This is a genomic window from Microcoleus sp. PH2017_28_MFU_U_A, from assembly GCF_020738035.1.
Classification (GTDB): domain Bacteria; phylum Cyanobacteriota; class Cyanobacteriia; order Cyanobacteriales; family Microcoleaceae; genus Microcoleus.
In genome coordinates, this window is record NZ_JAEQCX010000031.1 from 56,681 (window position 1) to 72,761 (window position 16,081).

At 45.5% G+C, this 16,081-nt stretch carries 16 protein-coding genes; 8 read left to right on the forward strand and 8 right to left on the reverse strand.

From position 1 onward, the window contains the following. Nucleotides 1-436 precede the first annotated feature (436 nt). The 6 genes from JGK14_RS04965 to JGK14_RS04990 all read left to right on the forward strand — a co-directional run bounded on the left by JGK14_RS04965 (nt 437) and on the right by JGK14_RS04990 (nt 6,121). The gene (locus tag JGK14_RS04965; protein WP_293175701.1) at nt 437-595 is read left to right on the forward strand and encodes a hypothetical protein; all 159 of its coding nucleotides are present in this window, start codon (nt 437-439) and stop codon (nt 593-595) included. Between the two features lie 167 nt (nt 596-762). After that, nucleotides 763-1,662 (forward strand): Hsp33 family molecular chaperone HslO, encoded by a 900-nt coding sequence (gene hslO / locus JGK14_RS04970; protein ID WP_293189771.1) that lies wholly within the window; start codon nt 763-765, stop codon nt 1,660-1,662. 180 nt (nt 1,663-1,842) lie between these two features. Further along, nucleotides 1,843-2,097: a helix-turn-helix domain-containing protein gene (locus tag JGK14_RS04975; RefSeq protein ID WP_293175697.1), complete on the forward strand. Its 255-nt coding sequence runs from the start codon at nt 1,843-1,845 to the stop codon at nt 2,095-2,097. 20 nt (nt 2,098-2,117) lie between these two features. Further along, a complete protein-coding gene (locus JGK14_RS04980; RefSeq protein WP_325314819.1) occupies nt 2,118-2,447 on the forward strand; it encodes a hypothetical protein in 330 nt (109 codons plus the stop codon). Between the two features lie 85 nt (nt 2,448-2,532). After that, nucleotides 2,533-3,720 (forward strand): RNA-guided endonuclease InsQ/TnpB family protein, encoded by a 1,188-nt coding sequence (locus tag JGK14_RS04985; RefSeq protein WP_293175695.1) that lies wholly within the window; start codon nt 2,533-2,535, stop codon nt 3,718-3,720. Nucleotides 3,721-4,051: 331 nt separating this feature from the next. Next, the gene (locus JGK14_RS04990) at nt 4,052-6,121 is read left to right on the forward strand and encodes a hypothetical protein (protein WP_325314820.1); all 2,070 of its coding nucleotides are present in this window, start codon (nt 4,052-4,054) and stop codon (nt 6,119-6,121) included. Nucleotides 6,122-6,450: 329 nt separating this feature from the next. Here the strand turns inward: JGK14_RS04990 and JGK14_RS04995 are convergent, their stop codons facing one another. Both JGK14_RS04995 and JGK14_RS05000 read right to left on the reverse strand, forming a co-directional pair. Continuing rightward, nucleotides 6,451-6,924 carry a TspO/MBR family protein gene (locus tag JGK14_RS04995; protein WP_293216935.1) on the reverse strand — a complete coding sequence of 158 codons (474 nt, stop codon included), beginning with the start codon at nt 6,922-6,924 and terminating at the stop codon, nt 6,451-6,453. A gap of 366 nt (nt 6,925-7,290) precedes the next feature. Beyond that, nucleotides 7,291-7,872, reverse strand: a complete 582-nt coding sequence (locus JGK14_RS05000; RefSeq protein WP_293175687.1) for a hypothetical protein — start codon at nt 7,870-7,872, stop codon at nt 7,291-7,293. A 352-nt stretch (nt 7,873-8,224) separates the two neighbouring features. Between JGK14_RS05000 and JGK14_RS05005 the strand changes: the two genes are divergently transcribed. After that, nucleotides 8,225-8,539 (forward strand): zinc ribbon domain-containing protein, encoded by a 315-nt coding sequence (locus tag JGK14_RS05005; RefSeq protein WP_293175685.1) that lies wholly within the window; start codon nt 8,225-8,227, stop codon nt 8,537-8,539. A 190-nt stretch (nt 8,540-8,729) separates the two neighbouring features. On the opposite strand, the gene JGK14_RS05010 is transcribed toward JGK14_RS05005, so the two are convergent. Next, nucleotides 8,730-9,584, reverse strand: coding sequence for a DUF1232 domain-containing protein (locus JGK14_RS05010; protein ID WP_325314821.1), 855 nt, complete (start codon nt 9,582-9,584; stop codon nt 8,730-8,732). A gap of 111 nt (nt 9,585-9,695) precedes the next feature. Between JGK14_RS05010 and JGK14_RS05015 the strand changes: the two genes are divergently transcribed. After that, nucleotides 9,696-10,523, forward strand: a complete 828-nt coding sequence (locus tag JGK14_RS05015) for an SDR family oxidoreductase (protein WP_293224415.1) — start codon at nt 9,696-9,698, stop codon at nt 10,521-10,523. A 175-nt stretch (nt 10,524-10,698) separates the two neighbouring features. On the opposite strand, the gene JGK14_RS05020 is transcribed toward JGK14_RS05015, so the two are convergent. The 5 genes from JGK14_RS05020 to lysS all read right to left on the reverse strand — a co-directional run bounded on the left by JGK14_RS05020 (nt 10,699) and on the right by lysS (nt 15,650). Beyond that, a complete protein-coding gene (locus tag JGK14_RS05020; RefSeq protein WP_325314822.1) occupies nt 10,699-11,331 on the reverse strand; it encodes a Uma2 family endonuclease in 633 nt (210 codons plus the stop codon). A 115-nt stretch (nt 11,332-11,446) separates the two neighbouring features. Beyond that, the gene (locus JGK14_RS05025; protein ID WP_293204513.1) at nt 11,447-11,875 is read right to left on the reverse strand and encodes an Imm1 family immunity protein; all 429 of its coding nucleotides are present in this window, start codon (nt 11,873-11,875) and stop codon (nt 11,447-11,449) included. Then, nucleotides 11,875-12,270 carry a deaminase gene (locus tag JGK14_RS05030; RefSeq protein WP_293204510.1) on the reverse strand — a complete coding sequence of 132 codons (396 nt, stop codon included), beginning with the start codon at nt 12,268-12,270 and terminating at the stop codon, nt 11,875-11,877. Before JGK14_RS05030 ends, JGK14_RS05025 begins: the two co-directional genes overlap by 1 nt. 133 nt (nt 12,271-12,403) lie before the next feature. Then, entirely contained in the window at nt 12,404-13,666 is a 1,263-nt protein-coding gene (locus tag JGK14_RS05035) for a SufS family cysteine desulfurase (protein ID WP_293230047.1), read from the reverse strand. A 430-nt stretch (nt 13,667-14,096) separates the two neighbouring features. Next, on the reverse strand, nt 14,097-15,650 hold the full coding sequence (gene lysS / locus JGK14_RS05040; RefSeq protein ID WP_293204507.1) for a lysine--tRNA ligase: 1,554 nt from the start codon (nt 15,648-15,650) through the stop codon (nt 14,097-14,099). Nucleotides 15,651-16,081: the final 431 nt, after the last annotated feature.

Here is a 16,081-nt window from a genome sequence, read left to right on the forward strand (position 1 = left end):
TAAGCTTTATCTACATTCAAATTCTGTATCAACAATTACTCAAGCTATGAGTGTGACATTGCTCAGAGTATCGTCGGAATATGTAATTTAAATGCTCAATAGCTTAAATTTTAAACATTATTTGAATCCCAATACGGTTCAGTTAAGACTGTCAATATAGATAAAATAACGATGTATAAAATAGACTTTGCGATTGCTTTCCTACGGCTCACGTTCATAAGATGGTTCCTTGCAACGACCAAAAAATACTAACCAAGCGTATTGAGTTAAATGCGAATTTGATATCACATACTCTTAAACTTTCAAGGTGATTAATTGAGCAATTTATTCAGTCTAAAAATCTAAAGCCATCTGCTTTCGACTTCGGGAATTACTTGCACATCATCAAGTTCGGTGACTGCTTCTTCAAATCTGAGCCAGCGAACAACAGCGGTAAATGCGTGACAGCGTGCAGGAATGTCCCGCGCGATCGAATATTCGCCAAAAACCAGGCGTTGCTGATTTACGGTATGAAAGGCTAAATATGCCAGTCATAGAAACCAGTATCGACAAAGCTTGGGGATTTTCAACTTATTTTTTTTCATACCCTGATTAAGCAACGCAATTTTTATATGATGAGAATAAAACGGCATTGCGTCGCAGCCCCCGCACCCTGAGGAGTCGTGAAGCTCGATCGCCCTTCCGAACTGACCATTTGCTGCGACAACCTTCAAGAACTTCTAAAATAGTTCCAGCAGTATCAAAAGACAAGTCAGGTTTTTCATGGCCGATCAATTAATTCGCGCTACAGCCGCAGATGGTGGAATTCGCGCTGTAGCCGTCATTACCACCCGCCTCACCGAAGAAGCAAGAGGGCGGCACAAGCTCTCCTACGTCGCTACAGCAGCCCTCGGACGCACAATGTCAGCAGGGCTGTTACTCGCTTCCAGCATGAAGCGGCCCGAATCGAGAGTCAACATTCGCATCAAAGGAGATGGGCCCCTAGGCGGACTTCTGGTTGATGCGGGACTTGATGGCACGGTTCGAGGTTATGTCAGCAATCCCTCAGTGGAATTGCCGCCCAATGCTAAAGGCAAACTTGATGTCGGCGGCGCCATCGGTGACGGCTATTTGTATGTGGTGCGCGACGCTGGATACGGCTTCCCTTACTCAAGTACGGTAGAATTGGTTTCCGGCGAAATTGGGGACGATCTGACTCACTATTTGGCAACCTCGGAACAGACTCCTTCGGCTCTGGTTTTGGGGGTGTTTGTGGGGGCGGCGGGGGTGCAAGCTTCTGGGGGCGTGCTGTTGCAGGTTATGCCGAAGGCGGCGACGGATGAAGAACTTGTGCAAACTCTAGAATCTAGGGTGACTGCACTGTCGGGCTTTACGCCGTTGCTACAATCGGGCAAAACGCTGCACCAGATTCTGGAAGAGTTGCTGGGTGATATGGGCCTGGAAATTTTCCCGGAAACTCAGATGGTGCGCTTTCACTGTGGCTGTTCGTTCGATCGAGTTTTGGGAGCTCTGAAAATGTTGGGTGAAGCCGAACTTCAAGACATGATCGAAAAAGATGGCGGGGCTGAGGCTACTTGCCATTTCTGCAATGAGGTTTACAAGGCTAACACCGAGGAACTTGCCGAACTGATCGGGGATTTGCGATCGAATTCCGGTTCTTGAGACCATAATGTGTAATTGGCTCTATTGAGTGCGAGTTGGGGATGACCGAAAAACCAGGAGCAAGCCCCTGGCGACCGACTTGGGGATAAGCCGGAGGCGACTTCAGTCGCCTAGAACTCTACGTCGAGGAATTTGAATAAACGGAATATTATTTATTCAGGCTGGTTGTAAAATGGTGCAATGTTGAATCTCACCTACGAATACAAACTCATTCCCACCGACGCACAACGCGAAACTATCGACCAGTGGCTGACTATCTGCCGCAAGGTCTACAACTTTGCATTGCGAGAACGGAAGGATTGGGTGAACTCCCGTAAGTGTGATGTCAACTCATGCAGCATCCGGCAGGAATACATTATCCCCGCTGATGCACCCCGTCCAACCTTTGCGCGGAGCGTGCAAAACGCTTTCCCAGGCAAAGCAGTTGATTCCTGAACTGAAGCTACCTCATACCCATGTCTTGCAACAGGTGTTGCGCTTTCTTAGAGGCAGCGTTTGTGGCGATGTGCGATCGGGGGCACGGGTTTCCTAGGTTTAAAAAGCCGATGCGCTCATTTGTGTTTCCGCAATTAAACCTAGAATCCGTTCAACGTTTTGAGGGTGCAGACTGGGTTAATTTGCCTAAGATTGGCCCCGTCAAGATACATCTATCGCGCCCGATTTTAGAGGGGTTTGAAGTTAAGCAAATTCGTATTGTGAAGCGAGCATCTGGTTACTATGCCATGCTCACTTTGCAATGTGATGTTGAAGTTCCTCAAGCATTGCTATCGGGACAATGGGTCTAAAGCCCCGTCCTTATAGGACGGCTTTAATTATTCCTGACTTTTTTGGCAAAACCTAGTATAATAGAGCAAGAACAAAAGTAAAAAAATGAAAGCAAGGTATCAATACAGATTTTATCCAACCGACCAACAAAAACAGAGCTTGGCTCAATTATTTGGTTGTGTTCGAGTGGTCTGGAATGATGCACTTGCACTTTGCAAGCAATCTGAAAAGAAACCCAAATCAGCAGAACTTCAGAAACTAATAATCACTCAGGGTAAGCAAACAGAAAAGAGGGCATGGCTGAGTGAAGTATCGGCAATCCCCTTACAACAGTCAATAGCAGACTTAGAGACAGCGTTTAAAAACTTCTTTGAGTCTTGCAAGGGACAAAGAAAAGGGCGCTCAAGCGGCTATCCCAATTTCAAAAAGCGCGCAAACAGTCAGTCTGCAAGATTAACTCGCGGGGGGTTTTCAATCAAGGGAGATGGGGTTTATTTAGCCAAGATTGGAGTTGTTAATCCAGTCTGGTCTAGGAAATTGCCGTCAGTTCCTAGTTCTGTAACCGTTATCAAAGACTGTGCCAATCGCTATTTCTTAAGCTTTGTTGTAGAGATTAATCCCGATCTAGTCGAAGCCAAAAACCACAGCATCGGCATCGATCTGGGCATTAAAACCTTTGCAGTAATGAGTGATGGAACATCAGCTCAAAGCCCAATCTACAAGCAGCTAGACCGAAGAATTCGCTCTCTTCAACGCAAGCTAGCAAGGCAACTCAAAGACTCAAAACGCCGAAATAAAACCCGGCTTCAAATTGCCAAACTGCATAACCAAATTGCAGACACGCGCAAAGACTTCCTGCACAAACTGTCAAGCAAAATAGTTAACGAAAACCAAGTAATTGTTTTAGAAGATTTGAACGTGTCTGGCATGGTCAAGAATCGCAAACTTGCGCTTAGCATTAGTCAGCAAGGATGGTATGAGTTTAGGGTACTGTGTGAGGCTAAATCTGAACAGCTAGGCAGGGAATTTAGGGTAATTAGTCGCTGGGAACCTACCAGTCAGGTGTGTGCAGATTGCGGGTTTAAGTGGGGCAAATTAGACCTCTCTATTCGTTCGCTGTTGTGCCTTAATTGTGGCACTCAGCAAGACAGGGATTTGAATGCTGCGAGAAATATAGAAAAAGTCGGGATAGGGCATTGCCACGACTCTAAACGGGCGCAGAGGGGACGTAAGACTACTTCGGTAGCAGACCCCTGTGAAGCGTCAAGAATCACCGCACTTTTAGGGCGGTGAGTATGTCAACTAATCACGAAATTTTGTTTGGGGCGTTGTGGGCGATGGCGTCGGGCCCCGCAAGCTACGGCTCTTGCAGTGTTCCGCCTGCAGGAGTATTTCATTCAGTTGACAGTTGACAGTTGACAGTTGACAGTTGACCTCTACCTAGAAGGAAGTGGATTGGAGTAATGAATAATCTTCTTTTAAATTATCCCCATAAGGGATAGGCTTGAAACCAATTCTTTCTGGTAAAAGTGATGGATACATTCTATAGAGCAGTAGATATCAGCGATCGCAGTTTTAAAATAACTAACACTGGCTGGTTGCTGTTTGTGGTGAGCGGAGATTTATGAGTCAAGATCGCAAAACACCAGGCCGTTGGTCTGCATCAGAATCCTTGGAGTCAAAAAAGGATACTTCCTCGCTAGTGCCAATTCCAGCCAGGAAAAATCGCGCTGAGCGACTTAAAGAAATCCGAGATTTGGTTACTTCAGGAAAACTGCCGGGAGGGCATCTGGAACAGCAGCCGAAAGAGTCTGGAGAAAACTCGCAACCGCCACGTGACCCCTATCGGCTGTGGCGCTTCTGGTCGAAAAAATGGCAGTTTTGGCTGGCGGTGAGTTTGCTGATGTCGGTGGGTATGGGGTTTGTGGCAATTTCGTCTTTGCTAAACCTAACCTCGCAGTCGAATTGCTCGAAGATTTTTTGGCCGACGGCTTCTGCTAACGATCGCTTTTTTTGCGCTCAAGAAGCAGCCAGCAAGCGGACGGCGGATGATTTGCTGCGCGCGATCGAATTAGTGAATGCTTTGCCACAAGACCACCCGCTGCGATCGAGAATTAACGGTCAGATCGATCGCTGGTCGCAGGATATTCTCAGGTTGGGAAATTCTAGTTTCCAAGAAGGAAAGCTGGATGAGGCGATCGCGATCGCCCGCAAGGTTCCTCAAGACGTTCCCGCTTACGCGACGGTGCGACAGCAGATTGAAAAGTGGCAGTCAACATGGAGCGATGCAGAGAAACTTTACCGCACGGCAGAAGACCACTTGCGTCAGGAAGAGTGGGGGCTGGCTTTCCGCCAAGCTACTCTGCTGTTGGATACGGGAAATACTTTTTGGGAATCGACGAAGTATGAGGAACTCACTAAGGTAATTCAGACGACAAAGGCTGAGGGCAATAAGTTGGTAAAAGCCAGGAATACAGCCTCGGAGGGAGGGCTGGACAATCTGGTGACAGGGATTAAGCTGGCTCAGGGCATCGATCAAAAGAGTTATTTGTATCAAGCTGCCAATAAGCTGATCGCGGAATTTAGCAAGAAAGTGATGGCGATCGCCCAAAAACGCTTGCAAGCAGGGGATTGGCAGCAGGCGATCTCGATCGCTAACAAGATTCCAGAGGCTGCAAATTTAAAGGAACAAGTACAGGATTTTAACGAGTTGGCTCAGGCTACGGCTCAGGCTTTGACCGGCTCTGTTGATGGTTTGTCTAAGGCGATCGATCTGGCTCAAAAGTTGAAAGACGGCCGCCCTTTGTACAAACAAGCTCAAGATTTAGTCGGCCGCTGGCAGCAAGAAATGGCTGATGTGAAAATTTTGGATTTGGCAAGTAGGCTGGCAGCGCCGGGAGGGGTCAAGGACTTGAGGGCTGCGATCGGCCAATTGCAAACAGTCCCGGAATCAAATCCCCGCTCTAAGGAAGCTCGGACTCAAATCGATCGCTTGAGCCGTCAAATCGAACTGCTAGAAGACAGTCCGTACCTGCAAAGAGCTAACGATTTAGCGACTACGGGCGATCCAAATTCTCTGGAAGCAGCCGTAGCTCAAGCTTCTCGGATCGGCCAAGGAAGAGCGCTTTACGGGGAAGCTCAAACCAAAATTCAAGCTTGGATCGAGAGAAGACAGCGCCTTCAAGACCAGCCGTTTTTGGAGAGAGCTCAGCAACTAGCGGCTAGGGGGAATTTGACCGAGGCCATTGATATAGCCCGCCGGATTCGATCGGGACGGGTGCTATATGAAGAAGCTCGATCGAACATTCGGACTTGGGAAGCTCAATTGCAGGGCGAGCAAGGCTTGCAGAGCGCCCGTCAGGCCGCCCAAGCGGGAACTGCTGACTCCTTGCAATCAGCAATTACGCTGGCGCTTCAGGTACCCGATACGAGTTCGCTCCGCTGGCAGGCTAGCGAAGCGATTGAGGAGTGGAGCCAGCGAATTTTGGCGATGGGTGTGGAACAATCGTCGTCGGATCTGGCTGGGGCGATCGCGACTTTAAAGAAAATTCCCTCCGGTTCTCGGGCTTTTGAGCAAGCGCGATCGCAAATCAAAATTTGGGAGGAATCGCTGAATCCTCCGGCTGCTGAGTCACCGACTGTGGCTCCCGAACCCCCGGAAACCGAGCCACCAAGCCGGTCTCCGAGCCGTTAGGCTATACCATTTTGGATTTGGGATTTTTAAGTTTTCCGTAAGGTGTGTCGCCATAGCCAATCTTCAAAAAAGACCGACAATCTAATAGCGACGCACCAGGGAGCTTCAAGGGTGAGAAGACAACCCTTCGTTTCACTCCGCCCAACATTTTTGTTGTAGCAAGCTTTTTTATGAATACTATAAAAATGATGCAATAGTATTTGCAAACAGTCACCGTGAGATTGTCGATTGAGTAGAGAAATTGTTTATGGTGACACACCCTACACACCCTACACACCCTACACATCTTTCCTTCTTCCTTCTTCCTTCTTCCTTCTTCCTTCTATCAATTAAACATCCGCCGGATTCAGGTGCATCATCGCCCAAGTCGTGTAAGTGCCGATCGGACTCCAGAGTATGTAAGGCAGCAATAACAAGGTCGCTGATTCAGAAACTGGCAACACGCTCAAAGCTAGCAGCACGCTTAAAATTGCGCCAGTTCCGCCGATTATCGTACCGACTTTGAGGCTCCTAACTTTGCACATAACCGACGTGTAAGACATAGTTACTATTTCTAAAAGCAGGTACAAACCCATTCTCAACCAAGTCTCCTGAGTTCCCGGTGCTTGCTCCCAAACAATCACTGCTGACCAAGCTCCACAAATAAAAATTACTGTCCAAATTATGGGAATTGCTGCTTCAATTTTTAGCCATCTCGGACGCACTAATCGGTTGAACCATTGGATGTCACTGGTCGAGATTCTGTTAATCGCCAAAGCTACTATCAAGACGACTGCTCCAATTACCATCCATGATTTAATCATTTCTCTACCTTTAGCTAGATTAACTGTTTCAATTAAACCTATATTTTAGGTAATTCCGAGGCAAAGCACATCTCTCTCCAGTCTTAAATTGATAATTGCAAGGTAAATTAGGCTGTTCAACAGTTGACAGTTGACAGTTGACAGTTGACAGTTGGAGAGCGACCTCTACCTATAAGTCCTAGGAATGAAACAGTGAATAATTTTGTTTTATTTCTCCCTCGAAGGAGGAGGCTCTAAACCCATTCTTCTTGGTTAAAAACAGCAAGTTTATTGCCTTCACAATCCCGGAAACATAACCTAATTATGTAGGGTGCGCGACGCGCACCTTACCGCGACAAGTAGCGCTTAGCCTTGCAAATCAATCGGCTAGCCGAGCCGGTGATGGTGTTCTAATTCTAAACTAGAGTCATCATCTTTTCTGGGAACCAGAAGCGTATTTTCACTGCTCGGTTGCAACACAGCTTTAATTACTTGGAGAAAACGGTTGGGTTTTTTAGTTTGGCCGTTGAGTGTGCGACGATCTTTAACTTTTTGAGAAAGGTGTCGCATCACAGATAAATCGAGTTCATCGATGAAATGATCTGCTATACGTTCTCCCATTAAATCAATAGCTTCTGAATACTGATCTGTCAGCATTTCTATGGCATCGTATGCTTCATCAGCAACTTGACTTGCTACTGTTTTATTTTGATCCCCTGATGTCTGAGAATGGCTGCGGCGCCGGTCTAAAAGACTTTGATACTCAGCAACACTCATTCCCAAATTGTAGAGGTGATGGTGAGCGTGATCCATCAAATCTACTTCACTAGGATAGAAGAAACCGCGAGTGCTGTTGATGCCGTGCAGTTTTGCCCAACGCCGCAGAATAGTCTCATCTTGTAGTTGGTATCGCTCCAACATTTGAGCTGTATTCAGCTCCACTTCTGGCGTAACTTTGAAATCGCTCATCGGTAAATCCTCACTGGTGAATAGATGAATACACTTGAAACTTAAAATCAGTAGTTTGGGCGCAGTCTGAAATGACGATAAATCCTTTGACGGCATTCAGAGAAGTCTTGGGGGCATTTGCTAGCCGTCGATCGAGTCAGAGGATTTCAGGGTAGCGTAGTATTGGGCTTGGTCTCGATCGCATTCGGGAGCAACTGCACAGGGTTAATAATATAGCTGATTTGCTGTTTCAACAACCATTAAAAATAGTAAACTTTGCTTTTTTGACTTGAATTGTTAGTAATTTTGAGTTATAATACTCACTGTTACCGTGCAATTAGTAATTTTAGTAGTTGCAAGCGAGATTCTTAGTATGCCTGTATACGATTATTTTTGTCCCACAAACAACCAGCAGTTAGAAGTTTCGCACAGCATGAACCTGGAAGTTTCGACTTGGGCCCAACTATGCGAGTTGGCTAAGTGCGAACTTGGGGATACTCCTGGAGATACTCCGGTACGCCGAATGCTGAGCGCTCCGAGGTTGATGAAGCCGACATCCGACACTGATTACAAAAATCAGGGCTTCAGCAAGTATGTGAAGCGAGATGAAGGGGTTTATGAAAATGTCACGGCTAAAGATGGTGAAAGCCGTATTATCAATCGAGAAGGTAAGCCGCTGAAAGACTGAGAATCCACAATCACTAAGTTCGTAGTGAGGACTTCAGTCCTTCTTAAAAGTTCGTAGTCAGGACTTCAGTCCTTCTTAAAAGTTCGTAGTGAGGACTTCAGTCCTTCTTAAAAGTTCGTAGTGAGGACTTCAGTCCTTCTTAATTTTTAAGTTTAGCAGGACTAAAGTCCTTACTACAAACCTGATAAGATTATTTACCAAACCAATCACTCATTTTCTGCTGTGCTTGTGCTTTAGTTTCAGCATTAATGTATACTGAAACAGTCGCTATCGCCGCCAGCAACACCCCCAAATCGTCTGTAAATCCAACACCGACTAATATATCTGGAATCGCATCAACCGGAGATATAAAATAAGTCAAAGCTCCCACAACAACGGTTTTAGCCCAAGCCGGTACGTTGGGATTTTGAGCAGTATAATAAAGCGTCAAAGCTTTTTCAACTACTTCTCGGCCAGCGGTTAAAGCAAATTTTTTAAGTTTTGCCCAAAAACTTTCATCGGAATAGTCTGGTTGCGGATTGCTGAGGTTTATTGGGGTTCTTTTGGGGTCAATTAAATCGATAGGAATGCCCTTGTTTTTGAGATGGGAAACAGCAGTATTAAATGATGCTGATGCTTGATTATTTTTGGGTGCAGCCTCCTGTATTTGTTTCATGTCTGCGATGAATTCTTGCATGGCTTGAATTTGCAAATCGGAAACTGCGAGCATTTTTTTCGCGGATTGAATCGCCTCGCTTTCTGTGGGATGCAGCGTATTATTTGCCAAAGCAATGCTGATTAAAAAATACATAACTCCCAAGCGCAGCGGTTCTTTTGACTGACTGAGTGTTTGCAAACAGTCGGCCAGAGATGGTGGAGTCGCAGTGTAGGATTGGATTTGAGCCTTGGCTGAATCCGAAAACTTGTCTAAATTTATGGTTTTAAACAACAAATTTAGTTCGTCAATATCAACAGAACCGTCGGCGGCTGCGATCGCAAATAAAGAACCGTAAAAAGCTAAAAGTTCGGTTTCTGAAGATGTAGCAAAAATATCTTGTTCGGACATGATGCAACTGGGATCGCTCGCGACGATCTCGATCGTACCACAAACCTGACCTCGAATCTTCGCAAAAACCGGCAATAATCTTAGAGGCTAGGACAAAATGGAGAATTTTTGATGAAAGTTGCGATCGTCGGCTGCGGTTATGTGGGTACTGCGACAGCCCGACATTTACGCGGTAAATCTGATTGTACCGTGACGGCGACAACTACGACGGCGAGCCGAGTTAGTGAATTGGAGGGTGTCGCCCAGCGGGTAGTTGTGCTTAAGGGAAATGATGCAGGTGCGATCGCGAGTTTACTGCAAGACCAAGATGCTGTTATGCTGTGCGTCGGTGCTCGAAATGCTGATGCTTATCGAGAAAGTTACTTAGAAACTGTGACAACTTTGGTATCAGTTTTACAGCAAACACCGACAGTCAAGCAGGTGATTTATACGGGTACTTATTCAGTGTACGGCGACTGTCAAGGTAAACTGGTAAACGAAGAATCACCCGTCGCGCCCGCCAATCCCAACGGTGAAATTCTCGCCGAAACCGAACGAGTTTTATTAGCAGCATCGAATCCAAACCTGCAAGTTTGCATTCTCCGTTTGGGTGGCATTTACGGGCCCGGGCGAGAATTAGTTAAAATCTTTGGACGTTGGGCTGGGACAACTCGTCCGGGCGCCGGGGAAGATGCGACAAATTGGGTGCATCGAGATGATATTGTTGGGGGATTGACCTTTGCATTGGACAATCGATTGCAGGGGATTTATAATTTAGTCGGGGATGTGTCGCTATCCAGTCGCGAATTAGTCGATCGCATTTTTGAAACTCACAATCTACCGAAAGCTACTTGGGATACATCTGTGAGCAGCGTGCGGCCTTATAATGCGAGGGTATCGAATCAAAAAATTAAGGCGGCTGGCTATCAGTTTATCCATCCTGAAATTAGTGAGTTTTAATTATCTAAATTTAGATCGTGTCCGCCGTTATAAAGTTCGTAGTGAGGACTTTAGTCCTCATAGTTTAAAGAGGACTAAAGTCCTTACTACAAACCTATTTTATCGTGCTACTGACTGCGGACACGATCTTGCCAACTCGCCACAATAAAAGCCAGTTTGTCCGTAATTCCTGATGCTATATTTTCCCTTTAACCCAAGTCCTAAAAGATTTCAGCAAAGCAATTTCCCCCATCGTTTGAGTGCGAGTGAAAAAAATAGCCATTTCCGCTGCTGATACAAAGGGAAAAGCAATACTAAATTCGCGCTCAATATATTCTGTTTCTACCAACTGATAAAATTTCAAAACTCGCCCGTTATATAGCCAGAGTTCCGGGACTCCAAGTGCTGAGTAAATGGCAAACTTATTAATTGAACTGCTGGTAATATCTATTTCAATGGCTAAATCTGGCGGTGGGGCAGTTTCTAAGTCTAGTTCTTGCCTACCTCTAACTGCTGGTTCATTTGGGATATAATAACAGTTATCTGGTTCTATGCCTTTTTTAGCATTTTTGAGTTTGAGAGTAGTTGAGCCAGCACTTTTAATTTCAATGTCGAGTTCTTCTGCTAAAGCAATGATGAAATTACCGAAATTGCTCTTGTAGTTCTCATGTTCAAATAATGGCGCCATAATTTCCAGTCTCCCTTCATCGTAAGCTATGCGATAACCTCGCTTATCGCCTATTTCTTTGAGCAAGGTTTCAAAGGTTGACCAGCTAATATTTTCTAGCAGGGTTCTCTGTTCGGCTAAACTTGAAGTGGTAGCAATCATCTCAAAATCTCCTTGAGCTGAGAAAACTCTGGTTTTATTGTAGCACGGGCAAAGTTAGTTCCCAAAAAGCGTTCTTTTTTGAGCCGCGGATGCACGCGAATGAACGCGGGTTGTATTAAATCTTATTTGATGACACCGCTAATTCTTTCTCTTCTTCCCAAGACAGCGATTTTTGAAGTTCTCCTGATGCTGTAAATGTTTGGGCTGCCAACAGTGCAGTCTCTAAATTCACACACATTTTGGCGGAATAATTGCCTTCTTGTCCGCCGACAACTAGCTTTTCTATTGCATCTGGTTTTGATGGCTCTACTAAATTATAGAAGCTAACGTTATCAAAAGTTATGTTAACAATATATTTGCCGAATTCACCACCACCAATGCTCATATAAGACTCGTCATCTGCACCCAAGGTAACTAAAGTTTTAGTTTTCCCATTCAACTCGCGAATGGCTTGTTCTATTTGATTCCAAGTAGGACTTTTTATTAAATTACCTTCATCCTGGTTGCCAACCCAATTTTCTGCTGACAGGTTTAATACAAACATTATTGCCTCCTTGTATTTGGCGGTTTAATGGTTATTGTCTTACTTCCACTGGGAGTAATAATTTCTAATTCTTCTATATTTAACTGCCAAGCCATAGAGTTTACTCCACCTCTTAAGCCGCAGGCGGCACAAAGTTCACGATCGCAAATCAAACGTGCTTTACCTCCTCTAATTCCCGCATCGGCTGCTTGTTGAAAAGCATCGGCTTCAGCGTGGGTTTTGGTGATAGGATTGACATTAAAGGTTATTTGCCGACGATTGGGGTTGCTGCCAGAGTTGATGCCAAAAAAACTTTTACCCGCTATTTCTACTTTAGCTATGGTTGATTTATCGGTTTCGCTGCCAGCCGGTGGTAAACCTAGGCTTTGTCTATATGCACCTAGTTCATCTAACACACTTTATATTTTTGCCTTTCCTTTGGGTTGACAGCCCAATTTTACCATGTTACGTTCTGGTTTTGGGATTTGGGATTGCGAATCTGAGATTTATCATATTACTAGGGGGTGGGCAAAAGCCCACCTCACCAAATTACCCCATCATCTCACCAAAAAAGTCGATCGTCTCTTTCAACGCTTTGACAAACACATCAATCTCCTCATAGGTATTGTAAAAATACACACTCGCCCGTGCAGTAGATGAAATGTTCAAATAGCGGTGCAAAGCTTGCGTGCAGTGATGCCCGGAACGAATCGCGACGCCCTCCTGATCCAACATCGTAGACAAGTCTTGAGGGTGAAGTTCTCCGGCGCTAAAGGATGCTAGCGCTGCTCTACCTTCGCCGTTGCTGTCTGGTTGTGGCCCGTAAATCTTGATCTGGGGAATTTGCCGCAATTGTTGGAAGAGATAAGCTGTCAAGTCGGCTTCGCAGGCGTGAATCTGCTCCATGCCTATGTTACTAAGATAGTCGATCGCAGCACCAAGGGCGATCGCCTCACCGATTGCCGGAGTCCCCGCCTCAAACTTGTGCGGCAAATCAGCATAGGTGGAATATTCGAGAAACACATCAGCAATCATCTCGCCGCCGCCGAAAAACGGAGGCATTTCTCTCAGCAAGTTTAGTTTACCGTACAGAAAACCGATACCAGTCGGAGCGCACATTTTGTGGCCGGAAGCAACCAGCCAATCGCAATCCATTGCTTGCACGTCTACTACCATGTGCGGCACGCTTTGGCAAGCATCAATTAAAACTTTGGCGCCGAAACTGTGGGCAATTTTGCATATTTCTTTGACTGGATTGATGCAGCCTAAAGTATTGGAAACGTGAACCACAGATACCAACTTAGTTTTGTGGGAAACCAGGGTTTTAAACTGTTCCAAATCAAACTCGTAAGTTGCAGTCAACTCTACAAACTTTAACACCGCACCAGTTTTTTGAGCAATCATTTGCCAGGGAACGAGATTGCTGTGGTGTTCCATCACCGACAGGATAATTTCATCTCCCGCTTGCAGATTGCTTAAACCCCAAGAATAAGCAACTAAGTTAATTGCTTCGGTGGCGTTGCGAGTGTAAACAATTTCTTGTCGCGATGCTGCATTGATAAATGCTGCAACTTTGTCTCTCGCACCTTCGTAAGCATCAGTTGCTTTGGCGCTGAGAGTGTGGGCGCCGCGGTGGACGTTGGCATTGTATTGTTCGTAGTAATCGCGCCAAGCGTTGAGTACAGCTAGGGGTTTTTGGGAAGTCGCTGCGTTGTCTAAATAAATTAGCGGTTTACCGTTGACTTTTTGCGTCAAAATGGGGAAGTCGGCGCGAACTTTTGAGGCTAGAGTTTTTTCTTGAATAAGTGTCATATTTTCTGAGTTAACAATGAGAAGTTATTTTTTTGCAAGATTAGGGCGCAATTCCATTTTAAACGATTTTTTGCATCAATAGGTACGTTGTTGGGCTTTAGCCCTTTTTATATATGTCTAAAGAGGGCTAAAGCCCAACAACGTACTTTAATTAATTCCGCTTTTTGGCTGCGGACTGAAGTCCGCACTACAAACGAATCTTACTGCGGTTAATTGATCGGACACGGCTTTGAGGGGGAAAAGTCAATTTGGATTTTGGGATTTGAAAATCCAAAAGCCTTTCGAGTCTAACTAGAGCTTTTCTCTAAAAGATGAGGTATGACTGACAGCTTATATAATACACTAAGAGGGCTAAAGCCCAACAACGTACCTCACCTATCTGAGAAGGGCTATAATCTTGATAAATCAAGACACCACCTACAAAATTTGACTAATCTTTCACTGGCCGCATTGTCGGGAACATTACGGCATCTCGGATGCTTTGAGTATTAGTTAAAAGCATCACCAATCTATCTACGCCGATGCCCATTCCCGCACAATTCGGCATTCCCAAAGATAGCGCTTGGATGAAGTCTTCATCCATGGGATGCGCTTCGTCGTCGCCTGCGTTTTTCTGCGCTAGCTGTTCTTCAAAGCGCTTTCTTTGCTCTTTCGGATCGTTCAATTCTGAGAAGCCGTTCGAGTATTCTGTGCCATTAATAAATAGCTCGAAACGTTCGACAAATCCCGGTTTGCTGCGGTGTCCTTTGGCTAGAGGACTGACTTCGACGGGATAGTCGATGATGAATGTCGGTTGAATTAGTTTGGGAACAACTAATTTGTCAAAAACTGCGTACAAGACGTAGCCTAAACTTTGTTGTTCTAACTTTGACAGATGCAGTTCTAGCTTGCTTGCAGAGCCGATCGCACTTTCCAAGTCCAAACTGTCAAAATCCAGCCCAAACTCGTCTCTGACAGCTTCCACCATCGTTTTAACTTGCCAGTGTTTGCCGCTAAAACCGGGATATTTGTCGCTGTAGTCGAACTTGCGCTCTAAACTGATGGTTTCTCCCTGATTTTCAATTTCCACGACATCTCCAAAGACAGCCGCCGCCGCAAAACACATCACATCTTCGACAACTGTTAAAATGTCGAACACATCTGCATAAGCTTGGTAAACTTCTAAGGAGGTAAACTCGGGATTGTGAGTGCTGTCAATACCCTCATTTCTAAAGGCTTTTCCTAGTTCAAATACTCGCTCAAAACCGCCGCAAATAGCTCTTTTTAAGAACAGTTCCGGTGCCACTCGCAAATATAAGTCTACTTCCAAAGCATTGTGGTGCGTCATGAACGGCTTAGCAGCAGCACCACCGTAAATAGCTTGGAGTGTCGGTGTTTCTATTTCGTAAAAATCTGCTTTCCAGAGATAGGAACGGATGCTTTGAACGATGCGGCTGCGGAGCATGAAACGGTTGAGCGCATCTTGGTTGCTAGCCAAATCCATTTCGCGGTGGCGGCGGCAAACTTCGGGGTCGTTAATGCCGTAATAAGCATCGGGAAATTGGATTGTAGCTTTTGATAAAAGGGTGAATTCCCGCACTAAAATAGAAAGTTCTCCCCGTGGCGTGCGGCAGCCAATACCTTGGACGCCGACAAAATCGCCGATATCAAGCAATTTTTTAATTTGTTCAAAGCTCAAACCGACTTCACCGGTGACGATTGCTTTCTCGATTTTGAGTTGAATTTTGTCTGTGGCGTCTTTTAAATCGATGAAACCAATTTTGCCGCTGTCTCGCTTGGAAATAATCCGGCCTGCTAATCGCAGGGAAATTTCTTCGGGATCGCTTTCTCCGTTGGCGAGTTCTTTTCCCGGCTGACTAAATATTTCGCGAACTTGTTGGGCTGTGTGCGATCGCGCGTAGGATTGGCTAGGATACGGTTCTATGCCTTGCGATCGCAGTTCTTCTACTTTTTGACTGCGGACTTCGGCTTCACTCAGAGTCATTACTTATTGCCTGGTTAAAATTACCAATATCTTACATCTTGCACTATTCTCGTGCTGGCGCTCCGGGCGGGCTCGCCTGCTCACCCCACCAGAAAATTCACTCTTTGTGGGACAAGCATCTTGCCTGTTCCTGACCAAGCTGCAAAATGTGAGAAACACTAGACTTTATCATAACCGCGCAACAGGGATGAATTTTTCAAACAACTAAGATACACTTGCGATCGTCAGGCGTGCCTTAACTGTTGACTAACATCTGCGATCGCAACCGCCACATCCGGCGCAGACGTAAATAATCTCACAAAAAAAAACTAAACTCCTTACAGATAAACGGTTTGATTCCCACTCTCAACTGCCAACTGTCAACTGCCAACTGCCAACTGCCAACTGCCAACTGCCAACTACCAACTGTCAAAGCGGGCGAAACCTTAAAA